We start from the raw sequence: 23,152 nt of genomic DNA on the forward strand, positions 1-23,152 counted from the left end.
CTTGAAACCACACCGGACGGGACGCCATCTCGCGAGGGAGCGATCCGTCCCCAACGTCGACTCTTGTGGTCGATGAGAAAAAGGGGCAAGGTGCAACAGCATCCTTGCCTTTTTTTATTCGGATTTTTCTAAAACGGGACACGTCCCCCACTGGAACGACGCACGATGAACGACAAGCGAATCTACCTCTACGACACCACACTGCGCGACGGGGCCCAGACCATGGGCGTTGATTTCTCTGTTGCGGACAAGATTGCGATCGCACGGGCGCTTGACGAACTCGGCTTCGACTACATCGAGGGCGGCTGGCCCGGAGCCAACGACACGGACACGGGCTTTTTCGCCAACGCCCCGGCCCTGCACACCGCCCGGCTGAGCGCCTTCGGCATGACGCGCCGGGCCGGGATCTCCGCCTCGAACGATCCGGGACTGCGCTCCCTTCTGCAGTGCGGGGCCACGGTCCTGACGCTGGTGGGCAAGTCCTGGGACTTCCAGTGCACCGAGGCCATCGGCGTGGAGCTCCCGGAAAACCTGCGCATGATTTCCGACAGCATCGCCCTGGTCGCCGGCGAGGGCCGGGAGGTCATGTTCGACGCCGAGCACTTCTTCGACGGCTACAAGGACAATCCCGAGTACGCCCTGTCCTGCCTGAAGGCCGCCCATGATGCGGGCGCGCGCTGGGTCGTGCTGTGCGATACCAACGGCGGCACCCTGCCGCACGAGGTCGGCGCCATCGTCTCCGAGGTGGTGAAGGTGATCCCGGGCACCAAGGTGGGCATCCACTGCCATAACGACACCGAGAACGGTGTGGCGAACGCCATCGCCGCCGTCTGCGCCGGAGCCCGCCAGATCCAGGGCACCCTGAACGGCCTGGGCGAGCGCTGCGGCAACACCAACCTGGTGAGCCTGATCCCGACCCTGATCCTGAAGATGGGCTTCGAGACCGGCATCTCCCGCGACAAGCTCCCGCAGATTGCCCACGTCTCGCGCATGCTGGACGAGCGCCTGAACCGCGCCCCCGACCGGCACGCCCCCTACGTGGGCGCCTCGGCCTTTGCCCACAAGGGCGGGCTGCACGCCTCCGCCGTGGAGCGCAATCCCCGCTGCTACGAGCACGTCACCCCCGAAAGCGTGGGCAACACCCGCCAGATCCTGGTCTCCAAGCAGGCCGGGCGGGCCAACGTCATCGCCCGCTTCCGGGAGCTGGGCATCACGGTCGAGGACAAGGATCCCCGGATCGCGACGCTCCTCGAGACCGTCAAGAAGCAGGAGTCCGTGGGCTACGCCTTCGAGGGCGCCGAGGCCAGCTTCGAGCTGATGGCCCATCGCCACCTGGCCGAGGTTCCCAAGTACTACACCGTCGACAGCTTCCGCGTGATCGACGAGCGCCGCTACAATGCGGTCGGCAAGCTGGTGGTCCTCTCCGAGGCCACCGTGAAGCTCCACGTGGGCGGCGACCGCCACATGGCCGTGGCCGAGGGCAACGGTCCGGTGGACGCCCTCAACACCGCCCTGCGCAAGGTTCTGACCGCCATCTACCCGGTGCTGGAAAACCTGCGCCTGGTGGACTTCAAGGTCCGGATCCTGACCCCCGACGACGCCACCGGCGCCGTGACCCGGGTCATGATCGAGAGCATGGGCCCCACCGGCGAGCGCTACACCACCGTGGGCGTCTCCACCAACATCATCGAGGCCAGCTTCGAGGCCCTGATGGACGCCTTCGACTACTGCCTCTTCCGGGCCGGCCGGGGAGACTGACAGGGTGGCAGGAACGGATCGTACCCGGGCCAACGCGAGTGTTGCGGGCGCCGGGGGGCCGGTCATTGTGCTGGTCCGGCCCCAGCTGTCGGAAAATGTGGGCATGGTGGCGCGCGCCATGATGAACTGCGGACTGGGGGAGCTGCGTCTTGTGGCCCCCCGGGAGGACCACCTGTCGGGCAAGGGCCCGGCGGCCACGTCCGGCGCGCACGTCATCCTGGAAAACGCCACCGTCCATGACACCACCGCCGAGGCCATTGCGGACCTGAACCGGGTGTTCGCCACCACGGCCCGGCGCCGGGACATGGTCAAGATCGTGCAGACGCCCCGCCGGGCGGCAGGAACCCTGCGCGAGCTTGTGAGCCGGGGCGAGCGCGTGGGCATCCTGTTCGGCCCCGAGCGCGCCGGGCTCGACAACGACGACGTGGCCCTTGCGGACTGCCTGATCGAGGCCCCGCTGAACCCGGCCTTTTCCTCCCTGAACCTGGCCCAGGCTGTCCTTCTTGTGGGGTACGAGTGGTTCCAGGCGGAGAGCGACGCGCCCCCGGAGCAGGTGATCGTGAACGGCACCCGCCCCGCCGAGAAGCACGAGCTTCTCAACTTCTTCGGCCACCTGGAGCGGGAACTGGATGCCTGCGGCTTTCTGCGCAACACGGACAAGCGGCCCGGCATGGTGCGCAACCTGCGCAACATCTTTGAGCGCGCGGGCCTGACCGAGCAGGAGCTGCGAACCCTGCACGGTGTGGTCAAGGAGCTGCGCCACGGCCGCCGGGATCCCGCCTGGTCCGAGCACGTCCGGGAGCAGACCCCGACCCCGGACTGACACCGCACCGGCCGCCCGGACCACGGGCCAAGGGGCCAAGGGGCCAAGAACCACGGACCACGGACCTGGAACCGAGGGGCACGGACCAGAGACCAAGGCCCCAGGAGCCAAGAGCCACGGACCAGTGACCAGGGGCCACGGACCACGAGCCAAGGGCCACGGACGACGGACCGGGACACGAAAAAAGGGGGCGCCGGTCGCCCCCTTTTCCTTTGCGGCCTGAACCGCCGGTCTCGCCACGCCGATCCGCCCGAACAAGCGCACGGCCAGCCGCCCGGACAGCCAGCCCCCTAGACCGCCGCGCACTCCAGGAAGGTCTGGAACGGGCCCCGGGCGGTGGCCAGAGCCCAGGGATCCCCGCGCTCCACGATACGGCCCTCATCCAGCACCAGAACCTCGTCCATGGCCTCGAGGCCAGCCGGGCGGTGGGTGACCAGAACCACCGGACGCGCCGCGCTGGCCGCCAGAACCCGGGACAGAACCTCGGCCTCCAGAGCCGGATCCAGGCCCTCGCCGGGCTCGTCCAGGACCAGGAGGGGGCCTCGCCCGAGAAGGGCGCGGGCGATGGACAGCCGTCGGGCCTCGCCGCCGGACAGGGGCCGGCCGCCCTCGCCGATCAGCGTATCCAGACCCTCGGGCAGAGCGTTCACCCAGTCCGCAAGACAGGCGGTTTCCAGCGCCTCCTGGCACTCGGCTTCCGAGGCATCGGCCCGGGCGATCTGCAGATTGCGCCGGATCGTGTCCGAGAGAAACGCCGGGGTCTGGGGTGCGAGGGACACAAGCCCCTGGAACCGGGCATCGGCGGTGGAGGGCAGCTCGACGCCGTCCACGAACACCCGCCCGCCGTCCAGCGGCACGACCCCGGCAAACACCATGGCCAGGGTGGACTTCCCGGCGCCGCTCGCCCCCACAAGACCGATACGGCGCGTGCCGGTCAGGTCGAGGGTCACGGGACCGAGAGCGGCCCGCGTGCCCGGACCCGAACCGCCCACGGTCACGGCCTCCAGCCGGACCGCCGGGAACGCCCGCGCGCCCGGGGGGGCCGGAAGGCCGGTCACCGCGGGATGGTCACCGCGGGCGCCCTCGAGCTCCGGCGACAGGTCCAGAACCCGGTCCAGAACCACCGTGGTGGCGCCGGTTTTCTGGAAGGCCTCAGGCAGCGGGGTCAGCACCTCGAACAGCGCCAGCGCCAGAAACACCAGAAGCGCCAGGGACAGGGGCCCCAGGGTGCCCTCGGACACCCGGGGAACCAGGATCAGCAGCATGGCCCACATGGCCGCGGTCGAGAGCACCGGAAGGAACGCCGCCCCCAGGGAGTCCTGGAAGGCAAGGCGCCGCCGCAGGGCCGCAAGCCGAAGGTTGGAGGCCTCGAGACGGGCCTCGTGACGTCCCAGCGCCCCGAAGGCCACCAGTTCATCCCGGCCACCAAGAGCATCCACCATCAGGGTCCGCAGAACGGTCCGCTCCGCCATGCTGGCCTGTCCGGGAGCCCGGCCAAGCCAGGCAAGCAGGCCCGGAAGCCCGGCCCCGCCCAGAACCAGGGCGGCCAGCAGGACCACCCCGGCGCCGGCGCCGTAGGAGAAGCCCAGAAGCACGCAGCCGCCCCCCAGAACCAGGGCCACGATGGCGGGCACGGCAATCTGGAGATAGAACCGCTGGAGGGTGTCCAGGTCCGCGCCCAGCTGGCCTGCAAGAGCGGCCGAGTGGAACGCGGCCGGATCATCGGTCAGCATGCGCACCAGGCCCGGACGCCGGGAGAACGCCCGAAACAGCCGGGGCCGGAGCGTCGCCACCACCCGCAAGGACGCATCGTGGGTGAACAGGCGGTCGAGATACCGCCCGCCGGAGCGCAGGATCGAGCACGCCCGGATAATGGCCGCCGGGACCAGGTAGTTGAAGGTGCCCGCGCTCAGGCCCGCCGCCGCCATTCCCGTCAGGAACCAGCCGGAGATGACCAGAAGCGCGATGTTGCCGAAGGCACAGACGATGGCAAAGAAAACGCCCACAAGGCTCCACAGCCAGTGCCCGGACAGAAGGTTCAGAAGGAAACGTGTCCGCCGGAAGGTCATGATGTTTTCTCCCGGTTCAGGGCCGCCGCCACCAGGGGCGAGCGGCTTCCCAGCAGGCGCGTGAAGGCGCCCCCCGCATCACGCAGGGCCTCGAAGGGGCCGTCCTCGACAATCCGCCCGTCCTCCAGCACCAGGATCCGCGACGCCGCCCGGATGGTGGCCAGGCGGTGTGCCGCCACCAGAACCGTGCGCCGGGGGACCAGGCCGCCCAGAGCATGGGCCAGCGCAGTCTCGCTGTCCTGGTCCAGACTGGCGGAGGGCTCGTCCAGCAGGACAAGGGACGCATCCGCAAGGAAGGCACGGGCCAGGGACAGGCGCCGGATCTCGCCGCCGGACAGGCCCTGGCCGCCCTCGCCAATCACCCGGTCGAGGCCGCGGAACCGCTCCGCCACGATGTCCAGAGCCGCCGCCTGCTCCAGGGCCGCCAGGATCTCCGCATCCGAGGCGTCCGGGCGCCCCAGGGCGACCGCGTCACGCACAGTCCCCGCAAAGGGGTGCGGATCCTGCGGAACCCAGCACGGGCGAAACACGGACAGGTCCGGAGCCGCGCCCCCGACCAGCACCCGGCCCGATCCGGGCCGCAGGGCGCCCCTGGCCAGGTCCAGCACGGTGGTCTTCCCGACGCCGCTCGCCCCCACCAGGGCGGTGAGGGTTCCGGGCTCCAGTTCCAGGGTGAGATCCCGCAGAACCGGCCCGCCCGTGTCGTAGGCAAAGGTCACCGCGTCAAAACGCACCGCCGGAGCACCACCGGACCCGGGAACCGGAGACGGGGCGGCAACCCCGGAAGCGGGGGGGGACGCCGCGGGGGCGTCATCGGCCCCCATCAGGGGCGCAAGCCGGCCCGCAGCCGCGGTGGATTCCATGCGGGCGTGATAGTGCACGCCCATCATGCGCAGGGGGCGGTAGAACTCGGGCGCCAGAACCAGAAGGAACAGTCCCCGGGTGTAGTCCATGTCGCCCGAAAGAAGCCGGAAGCCGATAAACACGGCCACGAGTGCCACACCAAGGGTGGCAAAGAATTCCAGGGCCAGCGAGGACAGGAAGGCGATCCGCAGGACGTCGAAGGCATCGCTGCGCCACTCGTCGGAGGCCTCGGCCAGCCGTTCGCATTCCCGGTCCAGGGCGTTGAAGGTCCGAAACAGGGTCAGGGCCCGCACCGCGTCCAGGAAGTAGGCGGACAGGCGGTTCATGGCCTCCCACTGACGCACGTTCAGCGAAACGGCCCCCTTGCCGATCAGAACCATGAACACCGGGATCAGCGGGGCCGTCAGCGCCAGGGTCAGCGCGGAAATGTAGTCCAGGGGAAAGGCGACCACCAGGATCGCAACCGGCAGGAACGCCGCCTGAATCATGGCGGGCAGGAACCGGGCGAAAAAGGGCTCGACGGCCTCGATGCCCTCCACAAGAAGGAGAGCCGCCGCCCCGGCACTGGTCGACCGGCGCCCGGTCCCGTGAAGCTGGGCCTGCACGAACAGGCGCCGCAAAACCAGACCGGCCCGAATGCCAAGACCCGCAGAGATGCGGGCCTCGATCCCGGACACCACAAACCGCCCCAGGATCAGCGCCGCAACGAGCGCCAGACGGTGTCCGTCCGGAAGAGTGTTTTCAAAAGCCAGGGCGTTCAGGGTGTCGGCCAGAAGCCAGGCCAGCACGATCAGCAGAACGCCGGACGCGAGGCTCAGCCCGGCCAGGCCGAGAAGAGAGGGTCTCAGTCCTCGCAAAGGTGCCCGGAGCAGGGCTTTTTCCGCTCCGGGCACTGAGTTTTGCGACATCGGCTGCGACACGAACTAGTTGCCGCGGCTCGGGGTGTCGTTGTTGTCTTCCGAGCGTGCCTCAAGCCACATCACGTTGATGATGCCCAAGGACAGCGCCGCACACAGACCGAGTATCCAGGTAAAGTACCACATAGGGAGATCCTTTCTAGTAGTGCGACGGCTCGATGTTCTCGCCCGCGCGCGGCCACATTCTCCAGTAGCACCAGAGAGTGTAGGACAGGACGATGGGAAGGAAGATCGCAACCACCCAGAACATGATGTTCAGGGTCATGTACGACGAGGTGCCATCCCACATGGTCAGGCTGGAGACCGGATCAATGGACGAGGGCAGGACGAACGGGAACATGGAGAACCCGGCCGTGAGGATCACGCCCGCGATGGTCACCGACGTCATCAGGAAGGCGAACGCCGGACGGCGGGCCAGAGAGGCCAGAACCGCAAGCATCGCACCACCGAAGCCCGCAAGCGGAGCCAGGATGGACAGGGGCTCGCGGGAGTAGACGTCAAGCCATGCACCCTGCGCAACAACCACCTCCTTGTCGAGGGGCAGCGGCAGGCCGTTCGGATCCGGCTGCGACACAAGGCGGAAGCCGTCAATCCAGAGCCAGACGCACACACCGGCAATCGCGAACGTCGCAATCACCACCAGGCCAAGATAGGGGACGACCTTGCGGGCCTTCTCCGAAATCGCGCCGGTCTCACGCCACTGCAGCCAGGCCGCGCCGTGCAGCATCAGCATCGCAGCCGACAGGACACCACACAGAAGCGCAAACGGGTTCAGCAGGGGCAGCAGGGCAAAGATCCACGAACCCTGGTAGTGGGAGTGCATCATGGAGTCCAGGCGGAAGGGCACGCCCAGCAGCAGGTTTCCAAAGGCAACACCGAAGATCAGGGCCGGGATGAACGAACCGGCGAACAGCGCCCAGTCCCAGCTGGTCTGCCAGCGGGTGCTGGAGAACTTGGGACGGTAGTCAAAGGCGGTGGGGCGCATGAACAGCGAGAACAGCACCAGAAGAAGGGCCAGGTAGAAGCCCGAGAAGGCCGCACCGTAGACCGGGGGCCAGGCGGCGAAGATCGCCGCGCCGGCCGTGATCAGCCACACCTGGTTGCCGTCCCAGTGGGGAGCGACGGCATCCACGATTCTCTGGCGCTCGTCGTTGGTTTTCCCCATGAAGGGCATCAGCGCGCCGACGCCCATATCCATGCCATCTGCAATGGCGAAGCCAATGAACAGGGCTCCCATAAGAAGCCACCAGATGACCTTGAGGGTTTCATATTCAAACATCACCTGCTCTCCTTAATTGGCAGCTTTATGGCCGGGACGTCCCTCGTCATGGTACCGACCGGTACCCAGACTGGACGGCCCCTTGCGAGCGAAGTGGACCATCAGGTACATGCCGATCACGAGCAGGATGGTGTAGAAGAGCACGAAGCCTGCCAGAGAGATCATCAGATCGGTCGCGGTCAGCTGGGAGGTGGCCAGGAACACCGGCAGAACCTCACCGATTGCCCAGGGCTGGCGGCCGTACTCGGCAACGACCCACCCGGCCTCGGACGCGAGCCAGGGAAGGGGGATGGAGAAGACGATCACCCACAGGAAGCGGGGGTGATTCTGGATCGTGCGACGGATAACGAGGGCGAGGGACGTGGCCACAAGAACCGCCATCAGGAAGCCCGCGTACACCATGATGCGGAACGAGAAGTACACCGGCCAGACCGAGGGAATGGAGTCCTCGACGGCGGCGGCAATGTCCGCGTCGCTGGCGTCGGCCACGTTCTCGACGTAGCGCTTCAGAAGCAGGCCGTAGCCAAGGTCACCCTTGGTCTGCTCCCAGGCAGCACGGTCCTCGTCGGTGGCGGTCTTGGCCCGGAGCTTGTCCAAGGACGCCACGGCGATCTGACCCTGGCGGATCCGGTGCTCGTGCTCGATCTTGAGATCCTTGATACCCTTGACCTCCTCGTCAAAGGAGCGGGTCGCGATCACACCCATCAGCCAGGGAACGTCCACGGAGTATTTCCGCTCCATGGCCTTGTCATCCGGAAGAGCGATCACGGAAAAGGACGAGGGGGCCTTCTCGGTGTGGTACTCGGCCTCGATGGCTGCGAGCTTGACCTTCTGCACCTCACCCAGCGTGTAGCCGGACTCGTCGCCCAGAACGATAACCGAGAGAACGGAGGCAATGCCGAACGCCGTCGCCACAGCAAACGAGCGCTTCGCAAAAGCAAGATCCCGGCCGCGGATCATGTACCACGCCGAGATGCCCAGGACGAAGAAGGTCGCCGTGCAGTAGCCGGCCGCAACCGTGTGGACGAACTTGACCTGCGCCACCGGGTTCAGAACCAGCTCGGTAAAGCTGGCCATTTCCATGCGCATGGTCTCGGGGTTGAATTCCGCACCAACCGGAAACTGCATCCAGCCGTTGGCAACCAGGATCCAGAGCGCCGAAAGGTTCGACCCCAGCGCCATAAGGAACGTGGCGGTCAGGTGCTGGCGCTTTGAAAGCCGGTTCCAGCCCAGAAAAAAGAGGCCGACGAACGTACTTTCAAGGAAGAACGCCATCAGGCCTTCAATGGCAAGCGGGGCGCCGAAGACGTCGCCCACGTAGTGCGAATAGTATTGCCAGTTCATGCCGAACTGGAATTCCATCGTCAGTCCCGTGGCAACGCCGAGGGCGAAGTTGATGCCAAACAGCTTCCCCCAGAACTTGGCCATGTCGCGGTAGATGACTTTGTCGGTCATAACGTAGACCGCTTCCATCATGAACACGACCCAGGCAAGGCCCAGCGTCAGTGGCACAAAGATAAAGTGATACATCCCCGTTGCCGCGAACTGCAAGCGCGACAGGGCGATGAAGGTATCGTCGAAGATCATGGCGGACTCCTGTCCTTTTGGACGAAGACATTCTCCGGGCGCGGATCCCTTCGGATATAGCTTGGAACAAGCGTCTCCTCTCCGAAGGGCGTTCGAATTATTATATTTTCTAGCAACGAACGCGGGGAAAAGAAAGGGTTTCCGGGCGGTTTCGCCTTGAAATGGAGAAAATCAAGCCAAAAACGGGTGTTTTTGGAGAAAAGTTCCACCTCAGAACGGCTTGAAAGTGAAAGACGCACCCGGAAGCGTATATACCGCCGGTCGGGTATATATCCGGAGTCGCATTTTCAAAAAGGGTCCGGGCATTACAAAAAGTGCATGTTTTGACAATCTGGCTGCAAGATGGCGGAAACCCGGGACCGACTCGACACACGGAAACGGGCGGGCGCACACCGGGCCCGAAAACACAAAACCCGCCAGCGGGCGGGTTTCGGCGTCTCGAGGATCTACCGTGGCGTGCCCCGTATCACGTGGCGCCGGGCGCCGGTCCGCGAACCGGCCCGCCGGGGCACCCCGCTCAGCGGATCAGGGGCCCGCGGCCCCGATGTCACAGGCGCGGCGGAACCGGGGGAGCCCCATGCCCCGTGTGCTCCGAAGAGCCGAACCGGCCAGCCGGGGACGGGCCCGGAGCCGCCAGCAGCCAGCCGGCCTCCTCGACCTCTTTCTGCCGGGCCCGGGACACCGGAACCACAAGGCCGTTGGTCAGGCGCAGCGCCACGGAGCGGTCCTCCCGGATCACAGCCTCCACCGCACCGCGCGCGACCCACCAGCGGCGGTGAACCTGCATCCCCGCATCCGCACCCAGCTCCCGGACCGCGTCCGAGAAACGGCGCAAGAGGGCTCCGTTCCCGCCGAACGCAAACACGCGGACGTAATGGTCCTCGGAACACAGGGCCAGGACCGGCCCCTCAAGCCCCGGGGGCATGGACCGCAGGCACCCGGTATCAGCCTCCGGTTGCAGACCGCCCTGCCCGCGCGCAGCAGGCGGAAACACCGCGCCCGCCCCCTCGAATTCCTCGGGAAAGAAGAAGGCCCGCCGGTCCCGCGGTCGCGAACGCAAATCGCCCGCAAGTATCTTTTTGTTCAGACGGGCGCGGGCGCGCCGCCCGGGACGGGCCCTCAGGGGTATACCGGCGGACAGGGCTGCCCACACGGCGCGCGGACGCAGAAGCGGCCGGCGCTCAAGCCCCCACAGGATCACCAGGGACAGACCGAAGGCGAGAGCATACACCCCGGCAAGGGCGCGGCCGACCGTGATCCCCTGCACCAGGCCAAGGGCGAACACGGCCAGCGCAAGGGGCCCGGTGCACAGCAGCGCGGCAAGAGCCGCCACCGCAAGCCCAAGAACCCGGGTGGAGCGCACCAGCATGGCGGACACACACAGGCACAGGTAGCTCGCCGCTCCGGCCAGGGCTCCGAACCCGGCCCAGGGGGCGACCCGCACCGCCGGGTCCAGGCCCGCCGGAACGAGACCGGCAAAAGACAGGAAGAGCGCCGCCAGCGGAAACAGGGCTGCGGCGCAGATCGAGCACACCAGCAGTCGGGTCATACGAAACGGGGGCATGGTCTGGGCGCTCCCGGACGCCGGTGCGACGCACGCGCGGTGCTCCCGAAGGCCGCCCAGGGCAGTCCGCCGGTCCCGAACCGGGGCGCGGGCGCATCAGGGCAAGGCATCCGGCCGGCCACAGGCAAACGCCGGCTAGCGATAGTAGCGGGTCCGGCTGCGGTCCAGCCGCTTCAGGCGGTAGCCCTCGGGGCAGCGGGCAAGCCCGTCCTGTGTCCACTCCAGCGGAACCGTGTCCGACAGGGAGAACAGCCCGCCGGAGGACAGGCACTCGCAGTCCACAATGGTACAGGCCATGGACAGATCCTCGACCGGCGTCACCGTGAATTTGTCCTTGTCCGAGGCGCGCACGCAGCCGCCAAGAGCACCAAACGCCAGGGACAGGACAAGGATCTGGGAAAAACGCCGGGTCATGGAGAGTCCTTTACGACGGAAGTGCCAGGTCTGGCGATTGGGAGAACGGGCCCGACCGGCGCAGGCCGTCAGGCCACATGGGGCAGGGACACGCTCTCCGCCCGCACGAGCACGCCGGACCGGGTGGACCGGGCGGCGGCGGCGCTCAAAGGCAGGGCCAGAACCCGGTGCGGGGCCTCGTCCGGCATGACAATGCCAAAGTCACCGGCGCTGACAAACCCGAAGCGCTCGTAATACGCACTGTCGCCCACCAGGACAATCATGTCCACACCCTGGGCCCGGGCCGCGGCAATGGCGTGCCTCATCAGCATGCCGCCAATCCCCAGCGCCTTCAGCGGAGGGTCAATGGCAATGGGGCCCAGAAGGATCGTGTTCAGGGGCGCACCCGTCCCGCCGACCAGGAAGACCGGCCAGTTCCGGACCGTGCCGACCAGGGCCCCGCCGGGCTCGGAATGGGCGGTGAAACACAGGGAGGAGACAGGCGCAATGGCCTCCCGGTACCGGTAGGAGATCTTCCTGTGCCGGTCCGTGCCGAAGGCAACATCAAGGAGCGCCTCGATGGCGCCCGAGAACTCGGGAGTTTCAGTCTGAAGGGTAACGGTAACCATGAAGCGCGCTCCTCGGAGCCATGAAAGAAAGCCGTGGCCTGCAGCGTCCGTGTCGCAAGTCCCAGTCCGGCGTTCCGTGTTCCTTCAGGCACGCACAGGGGACGGGCGGGCGCCGCAGGGGTTCATCCCTGCTGCACACCGGGTGCGTCGTCGTCGGATGTTCGGATGCGCAAACACCGGTCTTGGCCTCGTGTCCCGTAATACGTGCGTGCAGAACGTCTCTTTCACGACGCTACTATAAGGGGGAAAACCGGGTTTTTGTCAAGAGCCGCGCACACCTGGACCCATCCGGGCCCGGTCTGCACGGGCAGGTGGCCCTGAACGGGGATTTAATGCTTGTGATTTCCGGTCACACCCCTATTTTCGTGAGAGTGACCCGCACCGTTCTCCGGCTCTGACCAGGAAAGACCGACTCCATGACCCCGTTCTCCCGACGTCCCGGGCCGAGCGCCCTGGCTTCCCTGAGCGTCCTGTGTGCCCTGCTTCTTTCTCCCGTTTCTCCCGCGCCGGCGACCGCGCAGACGCCGCAGGCCGCGACCGGTGACCGGGACATGGGCGAGCAAATGCGCCGCGCCTTTCTGGACGACCCGACCATTGTGCGCGATGCCCTGATGGCCTACCAGCGCTTCGAGAAGGAGATGGAGGCACAGCGCACCGCAGCGGCGGCCAGCCGGCTGGACGAGATCCTGCAAAAGGCCCCCGGCCTGAAGCCCTTCGGCAACCCGAAAGGCGACGCCCTTGTGGTGGAGTTCTCGGACTATAACTGCGGCTACTGCAAGCAGGCCTCCGCCAACCTCCGGGAGGTTCTGAAGGCGGACCCGAACGTGCGGCTCTACGTTCTCGAGATGCCCATCTTCGGACAGGAGTCCCTGGAGCTCGCCCGCCTTGCCCTCGCGGCACAGGTTCAGGGCAAGTACGAGGCCCTCCACTGGGCGCTGATGAGCCAGCGCGGCCGCGTCACCACCGACACCCTGCTGCGCCTTGCGAAGGAACAGGGACTTGATGTGGACCGGCTGAAAAAGGATGCCCGCAGCAACGAGGTCGAGCAGACCCTGGACATCTCCCTGGGCCTGGCCCGGGACTTCGGGGTGTCCGGCACACCGGCCTTCATCATCGGCAACCAGCTGATCCCCGGCGCCCTCCCCACGAACACCATTCTCGAGCTCCTCCGGGAGGCCCGCAAGGCGCCCTGACACCCGGCGCCCCGGCCCGCCCGCGACCGGCAGCCCTCACGGGACACGGCACCCGGCAGGATCAAGGCGCACTCCGAGACCACACACCACAAGGGCCCGGCCTGGAACACGGCGGGGCCCTTTCTCCATGGTGCCGCATGACGTCTCCGTGCTGCCGCATGACGTCTCCGTGCTGCCGCATGACGTCTCCGTGCTGCCGCAGGATGTCACCATGCTGCCGCACAGGCGGGGACCGGGGAGCCCCCAGCCTTCCCGAGAGACTTTGGGGCAGGCAGACCGGAGAGGGGGAACCCGGCACGCGACACTAGGGCGCGTACATGTCCCGGTCCCGGGCGTAGGCGTCCCGGTACAGATCCAGAAGCCGTTTGGCCTCGGGATTGATGGCCGCATGCTCCTCCAGCGCCATGGTCACGAAGGTCGCAAAGGTCACGGCCTCGCCCTTGCCCCGCAGCCCCTGGGAGCGGGCAATCTTCACAAGAGTGTCGTGAATGAACGAGCGCGCCATCACATTCAGCTGACGCTTGACCGTGTGGTGCTTCTCGCGCCACCGGTTCTGGTTTTCTGTCGTGGCCATGGCCCGCTCTCTGTGATCGTGCGCCAGCCGCAGACGGACCGGCGCATCCGGATGAACACCAATACAGCCCGTAGGAATAAAAGCTATAATGTGCCGTGAAATTACGTAAGGGAACACCTTTTTTCCCCGGGCAACGGGCTCGGAGGCGCCCGGAGCTGGAGGCGCCCCGGATCCTGCCCCGCGGGCCCGGGGCGAACCGGGGCCCCCGCAACGGCTCCGGGCGGTCTTGACGCCATGCCCCCCGGACCCGAGGTGCCCCTTTACGCGACTGTCCCCCGCCTGCCGGAGACCTGTACCATGAGCCTTGTCGAGAAACTCGTTCACGCCGCCCGCACCGGCCTGCGTGTTGTGGCCCGCGCCCAGACCATCGGCGTGCGCGGGGCCCTCTTCAGTCCGGACGGACACGTCCTCCTGGTCCGCCACACGTACCAGCCCGGGTGGATGCTGCCGGGCGGAGGCATCAGCCCGGGCGAAACTCCCGAGACCGCGTTCCGCCGCGAGATGCAGGAGGAAACCGGCCTGACCGTCAACGGGGACCTGACCCTGCTCGGGGTCTACCACTCGATCCAGCGCGGACTGGATGACTATGTGGTTTTCTACGTGGCGCGCAACGTCCCGGGCACACCATGCCCCAGCGATCCGCTGGAAATCCGGGAGGCCGCCTGGTTTTCCCCGGACCGGCTGCCGGAGGGCACCACCCCGGGCACCCTGGCGCGGCTCGATGAGATCGCGGGGCGCGGCCCCGTCCGGCAGACCTGGTAGGACGGGGGGCACTCCCGGCACCGATCTCCCGGCCTGCAACAGCCCGGGAGTCCCTTCGGAAACCGCCGGCCCGGTTCGAGCCCGCGCCGTGCCCAAAAGACCGATCCCACGCACAGCCCCCTGCGCTCGCCCGCACCCCGGTTCGTCGACCGCACTTCCCCGCTCGCCTGCACCCCGGTTCGCCCACTGCTCTTCCCCGCTCACCCGAGACCCGCGCAAAAAAAGGGGCCCGAAGGCCCCTTTTGACACAGATGCGGACGGACAGGATCAGCTGTCCACGGTCTCGGTGGTTTCGCCGGACTCCCCGCCCGACGCCGGATCCGATGCGCCGGCCTCGTCCCTGGGCAGGTCGAAGTAGGCGAAGACCGGCTTGTCCTTCTCGATGCCCACCTTGACCCGTCCGCCCTTGACCAGGCGGCCGAACAGGAGCTCCTCCGCAAGCGGCTTTTTGACCGTCTCCTGGATCAGGCGGGCCAGGGGACGGGCCCCCATGCGGGGATCGTAGCCCTTGGCGGCCAGCCATTCGCGGGCCTTGTTGGTCAGCTCGATGACCACGTTGCGGTCTGCAAGCAGGGCCTCCAGCTCCATGATGAACTTGTCCACCACGTTGCCCACGATCTCGGGGGTCAGGGCCGAGAAGGGAATGATCGCATCCAGACGGTTCCGGAACTCGGGGGAGAAGACCCGCTCGATTTCCTCCGTGTCGTCGCCGTGGCGGACATCGCGGGCGAAGCCGATGGCGCTCTTGGCCAGGGCCTGGGCGCCGGCGTTGGTGGTCATGATCAGGATCACGTTGTTGAAGCTGATGGTCTTGCCGTTGTGGTCCGTCAGCTTCCCGTGGTCCATGACCTGGAGCAGGATGTTGAACAGGTCCGGGTTGGCCTTCTCGATCTCGTCGAGCAGAAGGACGCAATGGGGCTTCTGGTCGACCGCGTCGGTCAGCAGGCCGCCCTGGTCAAAGCCCACGTAGCCCGGGGGCGCGCCGATCAGGCGGGACACGGAGTGGCGCTCCATGTACTCGGACATGTCGAAGCGGATGAGCTCGATGCCGAGGGTTTTGGCCAGCTGGCGGGCCACCTCGGTCTTGCCCACACCCGTGGGGCCGCTGAACAGGTAGCTGCCGATGGGCTTCTCGGCCTCGCGCAGTCCGGCCCTCGACAGCTTGATGGCGGTGGCCAGGGCCTCGATGGCCTTGTCCTGCCCGAAGACCATGCGCTTGAGGCTCTCCTCCATGGTCCGCAGAAGCTCCTGGTCGTTCCGGGTGAGGGACTTGGCCGGGATGCGGGCGATGCGGGCCACCACGTCCTCGATGTCGCGGACCGTCACGGTCTTGCGGCGGCGGCTTTCGGGCAGCAGCATGCGGGCGGCGCCCACCTCGTCGATCACGTCGATGGCCTTGTCCGGCAGCTTGCGGTCGTTGATGTACTTGCTGGAGAGCTCCACCGCCGCCCGGATGGCATCGGCCGTGTAGCGGACGTTGTGGTACTCCTCGTAGTAGGGCTTGATCCCCTTGAGGATCTTGACCGAGTCCTCGAGGGTCGGCTCGTAGACGTCGATCTTCTGGAACCGGCGCACAAGGGCGCGGTCCTTCTCGAACTGGGCGCGGTATTCCTTGTAGGTGGTGGAGCCGATGCAGCGCAGCACCCCCTGGGCCAGAACCGGCTTCAGCAGGTTGGAGGCATCCATGGAGCCGCCCGAGGTGGCCCCCGCCCCGATCACCGTATGGATCTCGTCGATAAAGAGGATGGCGCCCGGCGTGGCCTCCAGCTCGGCGATCACGCCCTTGAGGCGCTCCTCGAAGTCGCCCCGGTAGCGGGTTCCGGCCAGAAGCGAGCCCATATCAAGGGAGTAAATCGTGGCGTCGTCCAGGACCGAGGGCACCTCGCCCTGGATAATGCGCTTGGCCAGGCCCTCGACAATGGCGGTCTTTCCAACCCCGGGATCCCCGATCAGAAGCGGATTGTTCTTGGTGCGCCGGCACAGGACCTGGACCAGACGCTCAACCTCGGCGTCCCGGCCGATCAGGGGATCGATCCGGCCCTCGAGGGCTTTCTTGTTCAGGTTGACGCAGTAGGCGCCCAGCTGCTCGGAGGCACCCTCGCCCCCCTCGCGGCCGGAGCCGGACAGGGAGAGCTCGTCGTCGTCGACCCCCCGGACCGTGCGGCCCTGCTCGAAGCCGGGAACCTTGGCCGTCCCGTGGGAGACGAACTGGACCGCGTCCAGCCGGGTCATGTCCTGCATCTGGAGATAATAGATGGCGTGGCTTTCCCGCTCGCTGAACAGGGCGATCAGCAGGTTGGCGCCGGTCACCTGGTCCCGGCCGGAGGACTGGACATGGATCACGGCCCTCTGGACAACCCTCTGGAAGCCGGCGGTGGGCTTGGGATCCTGGTCCGCCTCGTCCCGGACCAGGGATGTCAGCTCTTTCTCGAGGAAGGCTTCCAGTTGCTCGCGCAGAACCGAAAGGTTCACCGCGCAGGCCTGCATGACCTCGGCAGCATCCTCATCGTCCACCAGGGCGAGCAGGAGATGCTCCAGCGTCGCGAACTCGTGTTTGTGCTGGACGGCCAGAGACAGCGCCCGGTGCAAAGTCTGTTCCAGATTTCGGGAAAGCATCCGTGTTCCTTTCGTTCCTTCCCCTCCGTCGCAGAAACACGGGTCACAGCGAACCCGGCGCCACGTCCGGAAGGCCTTTCCCTCTATAAATAGGAGCGATATCCGAGGGCGCCAAGCCCCCGTCTCCCTCTATCCCTGCAAGCCCGGAGCACCCGGCGCGTTTTCAGACTATTCCTTTTCAAGCGTACATTGCAACGGATGCTGTGCACGGCGGGCCGAGGCCATGACCTGCCCCACCTTGGTCTCTGCAATTTCAAAGGTGTAGATGCCACACACGCCAACGCCGCGGTTATGGACGTTCAGCATGATTTCCGTGGCTTCCTCATGGCTCTTGTCGAAGAAACGCTCGAGAACGTGGATGACGAACTCCATGGGCGTGTAGTCGTCGTTGAGCATCAGAACCCGATACATCGAGGGCTTCTTGACCTTGGTTCGGGTTTTCAGCGCAATACCGCTTTCCGGATCGTCACCGTCCGGAGTGTCGGGGGCGGCGGCGCGAACGCCCGCACCACAGGGGAAGCCCTTCGTGTGACCGCAGAAACGTGTGTGAACGAGATCGGCCAGCATGGACAACGGACCCTTTCGGTCTTCAGGAGCACGGGATGTCTCACCATCATATTGGATCACCCCCCCCACAATCAACACACAGCGGGTTGCAGGGCACTTTTGTCTCCCGCCGGTTGGCGGGCCGGGCACCGGCTCCGGCTCACCCTGCGAGCGCGCCGCCCTCGCCGCGGAGCCGACCGCATGGGCACGACCGGCTCGGACAGGCCAACACGGCCCGCGACCGCGGCTTGAGCCGCCCGGGGGGCCTCAGGGGGCGGCTGTCGGAGCGAAAAGCCCGGCAAGGCGACCGGGCAGAGCCGGAGCCTGTGCCCGCTCCGGGCTCTCGGGCCACACCTGGAACACCGGGCGACCGTTCAGGCACCCGGACACCGTCCACCCCAACACGGGGCCAGACAGCGGGCCGGACAGCGAGGCAGAGAGCGACCCGGATTGCGGCCCCGTTGCGCGCCCACCCGGACCCGCCGCAGCCCGCGCCCGGTCCCCGGCCAGACTGCCGGTCAGGACCGCCAGATCCCGTGGCCCCAAAGGAACCGCGCGAACCGGCCCCGACCAGGGATCCAGGATCCGGGGGCCGCCTTGGCCCGCGCTGCGAGAGCGAACCGGGAGATCCCGGGCGGTGGCGTGGGCCTCCACCCCGGTTCCGGCTGCATGGGGATCGTCATGGACCTCATAAACTCTGGCGCGGTCCGGCGTGGCGCTGGTATAAAGGACGCCCCTCAGATGAGTGGGCACCCCCGGTCGGCATCCGGCGTGGAGATCCTCGCCCCGGAGCCAGGCGCTCCGGATCCCGGGGTCGGCCAGAGGATCGGGCAGCCCCGGCGCCGCAGCGCAGGCCGAAAGCCCCAGGGCAAGGGCGGCCGCCGCCCACAGGACCGGACCTTGCCGGAACAGGCCCGAACGGCCCGCAGGCACACGCACAGGCTCGCGGCGCATTGCGTTCAGACTCATCACGATCCCTCCCGAACCTCATATAAAACAACAAGAACAATGGCGAGTTAATTGAAGGTTAACGATTTTCCGTGCATTGATGTCGATTTTTCATTGGACAGGTGAAACGGGAAACCCTACCCTTTGCAAATGGGACGCAAGTAATGCGTGCCGTCGCGCGCCCTGTCGGGCGGACGGCCCTGCGGCCCCTTTTCGTTGCTTCCTCTCCTCGTGACGCCCGGGACACCTCAAGATGACGCTCTTTTCGCCCTCAACCGAGACCCTGAAGCGCCTTCGCGGGCCGTTCGCAGGCGTGCGCGCGTTTGTCCGGGGACGTCTCTTTCTTCTGACGCTGGCCGTTGCGGTGGGCCTTGCGGCCGGAGCGGGCCTCACGCCCCGCCACGCCCACGCCAACCCCAATTATGCCGCGATTGTTGTCGATGCCAACACCGGACAGGTGATTCACGCCCGCAACGCGGATGCGCAGCGCTACCCGGCGTCCCTCACCAAGATGATGACCCTCTATCTGCTGTTCGAGGCGATGGAGAACGGGCGCTACTCGACGTCGTCCAAGCTGTCGGTGTCCCAGAGAGCGGCGGGCCAGGCCCCCTCCAAGCTGGGACTTCGCCCCGGCTCGACCATCACGGTGGAGACCGCCATCAAGGCCCTGGTGGCCAAGTCCGCGAACGACGTGGCCGTCGTGGTGGCCGAGAACATCGCGGGCAGCGAAAGCGCGTTCGCCCAGCAGATGACCGCGAAAGCCCGGGCGCTGGGCATGCGCAACACGACCTTCCGCAACGCCTCCGGCCTGCCGAACACGGGCCAGGTCACGACCGCCCGGGACATGCTGATTCTGGGCCTTGCCCTCCAGAAGCACTTTCCGAACCACTATCCGTATTTCTCGACCATGTCGTTTCGCTACGGCAACGCGACCCTGACCACCCACAACCACGTGCTGCGCCGCTACCGCGGGGCCGACGGACTGAAGACCGGCTACATCCGGGCCTCGGGCTTCAACGTTGTGTCCTCGGCGCGCCGGGACAACGCCCGGGTGATCGCCGTGGTGATGGGCGGACAGACCGCGGCCGCCCGTGACGCGCACATGATGGAGCTCCTGGACCGGGGGTTTGCGGAAATCCAGAAACGGGGCCGGGGCACCGCCGTGGCCGATGCCTCGGGACAGCGGGTTGTCGTGGGCGGAGCCGCACCGCGCTCGGCCCAGGGACGCTCGACCGCCATGGCCTCCCCGCCCCTTCCTGCGCCGCGCAAGCCGGGCAGCGGCCCCGCCTCCGTGCAGGTGGCCATGGCCGGTGGCGTACCGGGCGCGGCCCTCGCCGCAGCCGCGGGCGGGTCGCCCCGTCCTCCCGCCGACATGCCGGACGCAAAGCTTGCCCGTGAGGCCGCCGAGGCGGACGAGGCCCAGGCGAGCCTGACGGCCCTGTCGACCACCTCCGCATCCGGCCTCGCCCACGAGGCCGTGGCCCGGGTTCCCGTTGTGCCGGTCGAGCCCGCCGACGCCGTGCCCGGCGGATCCTGGGGCATTCAGGTTGGGGCGTTCGCCCAGCACGACCGGGCCCAGACGTTTGTGCGCGATGCCCATTCGGTCCTGGGTGGCCTGTTCGAGCCGGACAGCCTGGCCCCCTTCGTCGTTCCCGCCTCGGTGGACCATGGCATGGTGTACCGCGCCCGGGTCTTCGGTCTGCCCAGCGAGGGCGAGGCCCGGCGCGCCTGCGCGGCCCTGATCCAGGCCAACTGGTCCTGCCTCCTGGTGACCCCGGCGGGGGACAACATGCTCGCCCACTGACGCGACATCCCCTTAGAACACACGAAAGGGCCTGCCCTCCCCGGGGCGGGCCCTTTTTCTGTGGGGACCACGGGACCGTAGCCGGGGTGATCCGCCGCATGTCGGTGGACGGCAGCCGGGCGCCCCACCACCTGAGCCACCCAGCACCAATTGCCGCCCCCGTGCGCCATCCCACTCCCGCCACCCCGCCCCCCGTACGCCACCCCACCCCGCCTCCCCGCTTTCCTGGAAGGGGCACAAAAAAAAGCGGACCCGGAATGCGGGCCCGCCTCAGACAGCGTTCAGGAACGGCGACAACCGGGATCACGCCTCTCCGGCGTCGACCCACTCGCTGCGGGGAATCCCCTGGAGATACAGCAGGGACCGGAGATCGCCGTGGGTCACAATGGCCCGCGCCTCGCGCGCCACCGAGGGCTTCGCGTGGAAGGCCACGCCCAGTCCGGCGGCCTTGATCATGGGAAGGTCATTGGCGCCGTCACCGATGGAGGCACAGGCGTCCAGGGGAAGGCCCAGACCGGCGGCCTCGTCCTTCAGGGTGGACAGCTTCACCGAGCGGTCCACGATCGCGCCCTTGACCTGGCCGGTCAGCACACCGTTCTCGATTTCAAGATCGTTGGCCACGTGGCCTGCGAAACCGCATTCCTCGGCGACGCGGGCCGTAAAGAAGCGGAACCCGCCGGAGACCAGCAGGCAGCGCACCCCAAGGGCGGACAGCGTGCGAATGGCGGTGCGGGCACCGGGCGTGTACTCCACTCCCTTCCAGGTCTCTTCCAGAGACGTTTCCGGAAGGCCCTTGAGCATGGCCACCCGCTCGCGCAGGGCACCCTCGAAGTCCAGCTCGCCGTTCATGGCGAGCTCGGTGATCCGGGCGACCTTGTCCTTCAGGCCGGCGTGGTCCGCCAGCTCGTCGAGGGTCTCGCCGGTCAGAATGGTGGAGTCCATGTCCGCCACAAGCAGGCGCTTGCGACGCCCGTCCGCGGGCTGGGCCACCACGTCAAAGGGGGCATCCCCAAGCGCCATCCGGGCGGCCGCCTGGGCCTGCTCGAAGGACAGTCCATCCACCGGAATTTCCGCGGCCACGCGCTCGTCCAGCCACACCGGAGCGGCGGTCTCGCCTCCGAGTGCTTCCAGCGCATCGCGAATAAGGGACAGGTGGGAGGGGGCAAGCTCCTGAGCGTTCCAGGCGGTAAAGACGCTGACAGCGGCTCGGGAAGAGGGGGCTTGCATACACTAGGCTCCCGAAAAGAGTGGAGCGGGTGATGGGAATCGAACCCACGTATTCAGCTTGGGAAGCTGATGTTCTACCATTGAACTACACCCGCTTCGTCCGATGTTTCCGAACCCGGAAAAAGCTTGCGGACTTCTCAAGACACCCCGGGGCAAGCCCGGGACAATCTCTGGGTAGAAAACGAGGGGGAAACGAAACCCGAAGGACACGTTTCCGCACATCGTCGGCAAACCGCCGCCGGATCAGCCCTGACGGGTTTTCAGGCGGGGGTTCTTCTTGTTGATCACGAGAACGCGGCCCTTCCGGCGCACGACCCGGCAATTCTTGTCGCGCACCTTGGCGGACTTCAGAGAATTGCGAACACGCATTGTTCCATCCTCATAGCTGGCGTTCAGAAAAAATTGCCGGAAACAGTTCCGGCAAAACAAGGACTGGACCATAAGAGGCAGGCTCGTTCTTGTCAAAGGGTTTTCCCCAGAAAATCCCGACAAAAGGCCCCGGTTCCCTCATCCGCCGGTCACGTCCACAGGAGAACACACCCCGACGCCCGCGCAAAGGGGAAAACGGTTCGCCCGGGGACCGGGGCAGCACCGAAACGGCGACGAAAGCGCGGGGCGGCGCCGGTGCGAAGGCCCGTTCAGGGGCCGATCGGGCGCCTTCCCGAGGTGTGAAGGGGCGATACGGACGATGGGCCCCGGGGGCAGCGGTCCCGGTTCCCCCGAATCGGATGCCCCCCGACGGGCCCGATGGGGCGGGCGGCTCCCGCCACAGACCGGACCTGTACCACACGGGTCGCCCGCCGGGACGGGAGACGCTGGGGCCTCCGGTCACCCCGGCGGTTCCCTGGATCACAGCGGAAAGGACCGGGTATCCGCAGCCGTTCGCCAGCCCCATCCGCGCGCCCGCGGGATATCCGCAGGGACGCCGGGAGCCGGGAGCCGGGAGCCGGGAGCCGGGAGCCGGGAGCCGGGGGCCGTCTATCGCTCGGCCCGTGACACCCGGCCATAAAAAAAGAGCCCCGCGGGCTCTTTTTCTCGTTTCTCTGGTCAGGCCCCGGAAGGGCCGGGGCGTCAGTTCAGGCGCCCCTGGACCTGGCGGATCGAGTCCTCCACAAGCCGGTCCCGGTCCGCCTGGGACAGGGTCTCGCTCAGCACCTTGCGGCTGGCGACAACGGCCAGATCCGCAGCGGCGGAGCGCACCTCGGCAATGGCCTGGGCCTCGGCCTGGGCGATACGCTCGGCAGCCTGGCGCTCGCGGCGCTGGATGGAGGCCTCAAGGTTCGCCTCGGCCGTCTTGCGCATCAGCTCGGCTTCCTGACGGGCGTGCTCGACGATCTCTTCCGCCTCTTTCATGGCGTCACGCTGGCGACGCTGGTAGTCGGCGAGAACCGCCTGGGCATCCTCCCGGAGCTTGCGGGCATCGTCCAGACGGGCGCGGATCTCGGCAGCGCGGGCGTCAAGCATGCCCACAATGGCCCGACGGGCCTTCCAGTAGACAAACCCGACGACGACGACAAAAGCGGCCGCGACCCAGAACTCGGGCGTCGCATAGACCGGAGCGGCAACGGCTCCCTGGGCGGCATGCGCAACGGAAATCAT

The 23,152-nt window shown here is 67.1% G+C and carries 20 protein-coding genes and 1 tRNA gene; 5 read left to right on the top strand and 16 right to left on the bottom strand.

What is annotated here, in order from left to right; all coding sequences use genetic code 11:
- Positions 1 to 165: 165 nt before the first annotated feature.
- Together cimA and IHV25_RS02010 are read left to right on the top strand one after the other, a co-directional pair.
- Positions 166 to 1,758 carry a citramalate synthase gene (gene cimA, locus IHV25_RS02005; RefSeq protein ID WP_192533289.1) on the top strand — a complete coding sequence of 531 codons (1,593 nt, stop codon included), beginning with the start codon at positions 166 to 168 and terminating at the stop codon, positions 1,756 to 1,758.
- A gap of 4 nt (positions 1,759 to 1,762) precedes the next feature.
- On the top strand, positions 1,763 to 2,581 hold the full coding sequence (locus IHV25_RS02010) for a TrmJ/YjtD family RNA methyltransferase (RefSeq protein WP_192533290.1): 819 nt from the start codon (positions 1,763 to 1,765) through the stop codon (positions 2,579 to 2,581).
- 290 nt (positions 2,582 to 2,871) lie between these two features.
- Here IHV25_RS02010 and cydC read toward each other — a convergent pair whose 3' ends face one another.
- From cydC to IHV25_RS02050, 8 genes are all read right to left on the bottom strand, one after another.
- Positions 2,872 to 4,650, bottom strand: coding sequence for a thiol reductant ABC exporter subunit CydC (gene cydC, locus IHV25_RS02015; protein WP_192533291.1), 1,779 nt, complete (start codon positions 4,648 to 4,650; stop codon positions 2,872 to 2,874).
- The gene (gene cydD / locus IHV25_RS02020; RefSeq protein ID WP_192533292.1) at positions 4,647 to 6,371 is read right to left on the bottom strand and encodes a thiol reductant ABC exporter subunit CydD; all 1,725 of its coding nucleotides are present in this window, start codon (positions 6,369 to 6,371) and stop codon (positions 4,647 to 4,649) included. Before cydD ends, cydC begins: the two co-directional genes overlap by 4 nt.
- Before the next feature lie 66 nt (positions 6,372 to 6,437).
- Positions 6,438 to 6,557 (bottom strand): cytochrome bd-I oxidase subunit CydX, encoded by a 120-nt coding sequence (gene cydX, locus IHV25_RS02025; RefSeq protein ID WP_192533293.1) that lies wholly within the window; start codon positions 6,555 to 6,557, stop codon positions 6,438 to 6,440.
- Between the two features lie 13 nt (positions 6,558 to 6,570).
- A complete protein-coding gene (gene cydB, locus IHV25_RS02030; RefSeq protein WP_197974906.1) occupies positions 6,571 to 7,710 on the bottom strand; it encodes a cytochrome d ubiquinol oxidase subunit II in 1,140 nt (379 codons plus the stop codon).
- A gap of 12 nt (positions 7,711 to 7,722) precedes the next feature.
- Positions 7,723 to 9,297, bottom strand: coding sequence for a cytochrome ubiquinol oxidase subunit I (locus tag IHV25_RS02035; protein WP_192533295.1), 1,575 nt, complete (start codon positions 9,295 to 9,297; stop codon positions 7,723 to 7,725).
- 547 nt (positions 9,298 to 9,844) lie between these two features.
- Complete coding sequence (locus IHV25_RS02040) at positions 9,845 to 10,861, bottom strand: LytTR family DNA-binding domain-containing protein (RefSeq protein WP_192533296.1); 1,017 nt, start codon at positions 10,859 to 10,861, stop codon at positions 9,845 to 9,847.
- A 135-nt stretch (positions 10,862 to 10,996) separates the two neighbouring features.
- Positions 10,997 to 11,275, bottom strand: a complete 279-nt coding sequence (locus IHV25_RS02045) for a hypothetical protein (RefSeq protein ID WP_192533297.1) — start codon at positions 11,273 to 11,275, stop codon at positions 10,997 to 10,999.
- Positions 11,276 to 11,343: 68 nt separating this feature from the next.
- Positions 11,344 to 11,883 carry a GNAT family N-acetyltransferase gene (locus IHV25_RS02050; RefSeq protein WP_192533298.1) on the bottom strand — a complete coding sequence of 180 codons (540 nt, stop codon included), beginning with the start codon at positions 11,881 to 11,883 and terminating at the stop codon, positions 11,344 to 11,346.
- A gap of 416 nt (positions 11,884 to 12,299) precedes the next feature.
- Here IHV25_RS02050 and IHV25_RS02055 point away from each other — a divergent pair, with 416 nt between their 5' ends.
- Positions 12,300 to 13,076 (top strand): DsbA family protein, encoded by a 777-nt coding sequence (locus tag IHV25_RS02055; RefSeq protein ID WP_192533299.1) that lies wholly within the window; start codon positions 12,300 to 12,302, stop codon positions 13,074 to 13,076.
- Positions 13,077 to 13,380: 304 nt separating this feature from the next.
- Here IHV25_RS02055 and IHV25_RS02060 read toward each other — a convergent pair whose 3' ends face one another.
- A complete protein-coding gene (locus IHV25_RS02060; protein ID WP_192533300.1) occupies positions 13,381 to 13,650 on the bottom strand; it encodes a hypothetical protein in 270 nt (89 codons plus the stop codon).
- 297 nt (positions 13,651 to 13,947) lie between these two features.
- Between IHV25_RS02060 and IHV25_RS02065 the strand changes: the two genes are divergently transcribed.
- Positions 13,948 to 14,412: an NUDIX domain-containing protein gene (locus IHV25_RS02065; RefSeq protein ID WP_192533301.1), complete on the top strand. Its 465-nt coding sequence runs from the start codon at positions 13,948 to 13,950 to the stop codon at positions 14,410 to 14,412.
- A gap of 267 nt (positions 14,413 to 14,679) precedes the next feature.
- On the opposite strand, the gene clpA is transcribed toward IHV25_RS02065, so the two are convergent.
- The 3 genes from clpA to IHV25_RS02080 all read right to left on the bottom strand — a co-directional run bounded on the left by clpA (position 14,680) and on the right by IHV25_RS02080 (position 18,543).
- Positions 14,680 to 17,028 (bottom strand): ATP-dependent Clp protease ATP-binding subunit ClpA, encoded by a 2,349-nt coding sequence (gene clpA, locus IHV25_RS02070; RefSeq protein WP_192533302.1) that lies wholly within the window; start codon positions 17,026 to 17,028, stop codon positions 14,680 to 14,682.
- 168 nt (positions 17,029 to 17,196) lie between these two features.
- The gene (gene clpS / locus IHV25_RS02075) at positions 17,197 to 17,595 is read right to left on the bottom strand and encodes an ATP-dependent Clp protease adapter ClpS (protein ID WP_192533303.1); all 399 of its coding nucleotides are present in this window, start codon (positions 17,593 to 17,595) and stop codon (positions 17,197 to 17,199) included.
- A 246-nt stretch (positions 17,596 to 17,841) separates the two neighbouring features.
- Positions 17,842 to 18,543, bottom strand: coding sequence for a hypothetical protein (locus IHV25_RS02080; RefSeq protein ID WP_192533304.1), 702 nt, complete (start codon positions 18,541 to 18,543; stop codon positions 17,842 to 17,844).
- A gap of 232 nt (positions 18,544 to 18,775) precedes the next feature.
- On the opposite strand from IHV25_RS02080, the gene IHV25_RS02085 reads away from it, so the two are divergent.
- On the top strand, positions 18,776 to 20,326 hold the full coding sequence (locus IHV25_RS02085) for a D-alanyl-D-alanine carboxypeptidase (RefSeq protein WP_192533305.1): 1,551 nt from the start codon (positions 18,776 to 18,778) through the stop codon (positions 20,324 to 20,326).
- Between the two features lie 303 nt (positions 20,327 to 20,629).
- Here the strand turns inward: IHV25_RS02085 and serB are convergent, their stop codons facing one another.
- From serB to IHV25_RS02105, 4 genes are all read right to left on the bottom strand, one after another.
- On the bottom strand, positions 20,630 to 21,553 hold the full coding sequence (gene serB / locus IHV25_RS02090; protein ID WP_192533306.1) for a phosphoserine phosphatase SerB: 924 nt from the start codon (positions 21,551 to 21,553) through the stop codon (positions 20,630 to 20,632).
- A gap of 21 nt (positions 21,554 to 21,574) precedes the next feature.
- Positions 21,575 to 21,648 (bottom strand) — tRNA-Gly (locus IHV25_RS02095).
- A 148-nt stretch (positions 21,649 to 21,796) separates the two neighbouring features.
- On the bottom strand, positions 21,797 to 21,922 hold the full coding sequence (gene ykgO, locus IHV25_RS02100; protein WP_192533307.1) for a type B 50S ribosomal protein L36: 126 nt from the start codon (positions 21,920 to 21,922) through the stop codon (positions 21,797 to 21,799).
- A 702-nt stretch (positions 21,923 to 22,624) separates the two neighbouring features.
- Positions 22,625 to 23,152, bottom strand: coding sequence for a F0F1 ATP synthase subunit B family protein (locus IHV25_RS02105; protein ID WP_192533586.1), 528 nt, complete (start codon positions 23,150 to 23,152; stop codon positions 22,625 to 22,627).

Origin of the sequence: Phaeovibrio sulfidiphilus, assembly GCF_014861485.1 — a bacterium.
Lineage (GTDB): Bacteria > Pseudomonadota > Alphaproteobacteria > Rhodospirillales > Rhodospirillaceae > Phaeovibrio > Phaeovibrio sulfidiphilus.

Bases quoted from the DNA above. Each gene is read 5' to 3' on its own strand.
- cimA (WP_192533289.1), top strand. From the start codon at position 166: ATGAACGACAAGCGAATCTACCTCTACGACACCACACTGCGCGACGGG.
- cydC (WP_192533291.1), bottom strand. From the start codon at position 4,650: ATGACCTTCCGGCGGACACGTTTCCTTCTGAACCTTCTGTCCGGGCAC.
- cydX (WP_192533293.1), bottom strand. From the start codon at position 6,557: ATGTGGTACTTTACCTGGATACTCGGTCTGTGTGCGGCGCTGTCCTTG.
- cydB (WP_197974906.1), bottom strand. From the start codon at position 7,710: ATGTTTGAATATGAAACCCTCAAGGTCATCTGGTGGCTTCTTATGGGA.
- IHV25_RS02035 (WP_192533295.1), bottom strand. From the start codon at position 9,297: ATGATCTTCGACGATACCTTCATCGCCCTGTCGCGCTTGCAGTTCGCG.
- IHV25_RS02040 (WP_192533296.1), bottom strand. From the start codon at position 10,861: ATGCCCCCGTTTCGTATGACCCGACTGCTGGTGTGCTCGATCTGCGCC.
- IHV25_RS02045 (WP_192533297.1), bottom strand. From the start codon at position 11,275: ATGACCCGGCGTTTTTCCCAGATCCTTGTCCTGTCCCTGGCGTTTGGT.
- IHV25_RS02050 (WP_192533298.1), bottom strand. From the start codon at position 11,883: ATGGTTACCGTTACCCTTCAGACTGAAACTCCCGAGTTCTCGGGCGCC.
- IHV25_RS02055 (WP_192533299.1), top strand. From the start codon at position 12,300: ATGACCCCGTTCTCCCGACGTCCCGGGCCGAGCGCCCTGGCTTCCCTG.
- IHV25_RS02060 (WP_192533300.1), bottom strand. From the start codon at position 13,650: ATGGCCACGACAGAAAACCAGAACCGGTGGCGCGAGAAGCACCACACG.
- IHV25_RS02065 (WP_192533301.1), top strand. From the start codon at position 13,948: ATGAGCCTTGTCGAGAAACTCGTTCACGCCGCCCGCACCGGCCTGCGT.
- clpA (WP_192533302.1), bottom strand. From the start codon at position 17,028: ATGCTTTCCCGAAATCTGGAACAGACTTTGCACCGGGCGCTGTCTCTG.
- clpS (WP_192533303.1), bottom strand. From the start codon at position 17,595: ATGCTGGCCGATCTCGTTCACACACGTTTCTGCGGTCACACGAAGGGC.
- IHV25_RS02080 (WP_192533304.1), bottom strand. From the start codon at position 18,543: ATGAGTCTGAACGCAATGCGCCGCGAGCCTGTGCGTGTGCCTGCGGGC.
- IHV25_RS02085 (WP_192533305.1), top strand. From the start codon at position 18,776: ATGACGCTCTTTTCGCCCTCAACCGAGACCCTGAAGCGCCTTCGCGGG.
- serB (WP_192533306.1), bottom strand. From the start codon at position 21,553: ATGCAAGCCCCCTCTTCCCGAGCCGCTGTCAGCGTCTTTACCGCCTGG.
- ykgO (WP_192533307.1), bottom strand. From the start codon at position 21,922: ATGCGTGTTCGCAATTCTCTGAAGTCCGCCAAGGTGCGCGACAAGAAT.
- IHV25_RS02105 (WP_192533586.1), bottom strand. From the start codon at position 23,152: ATGATTTCCGTTGCGCATGCCGCCCAGGGAGCCGTTGCCGCTCCGGTC.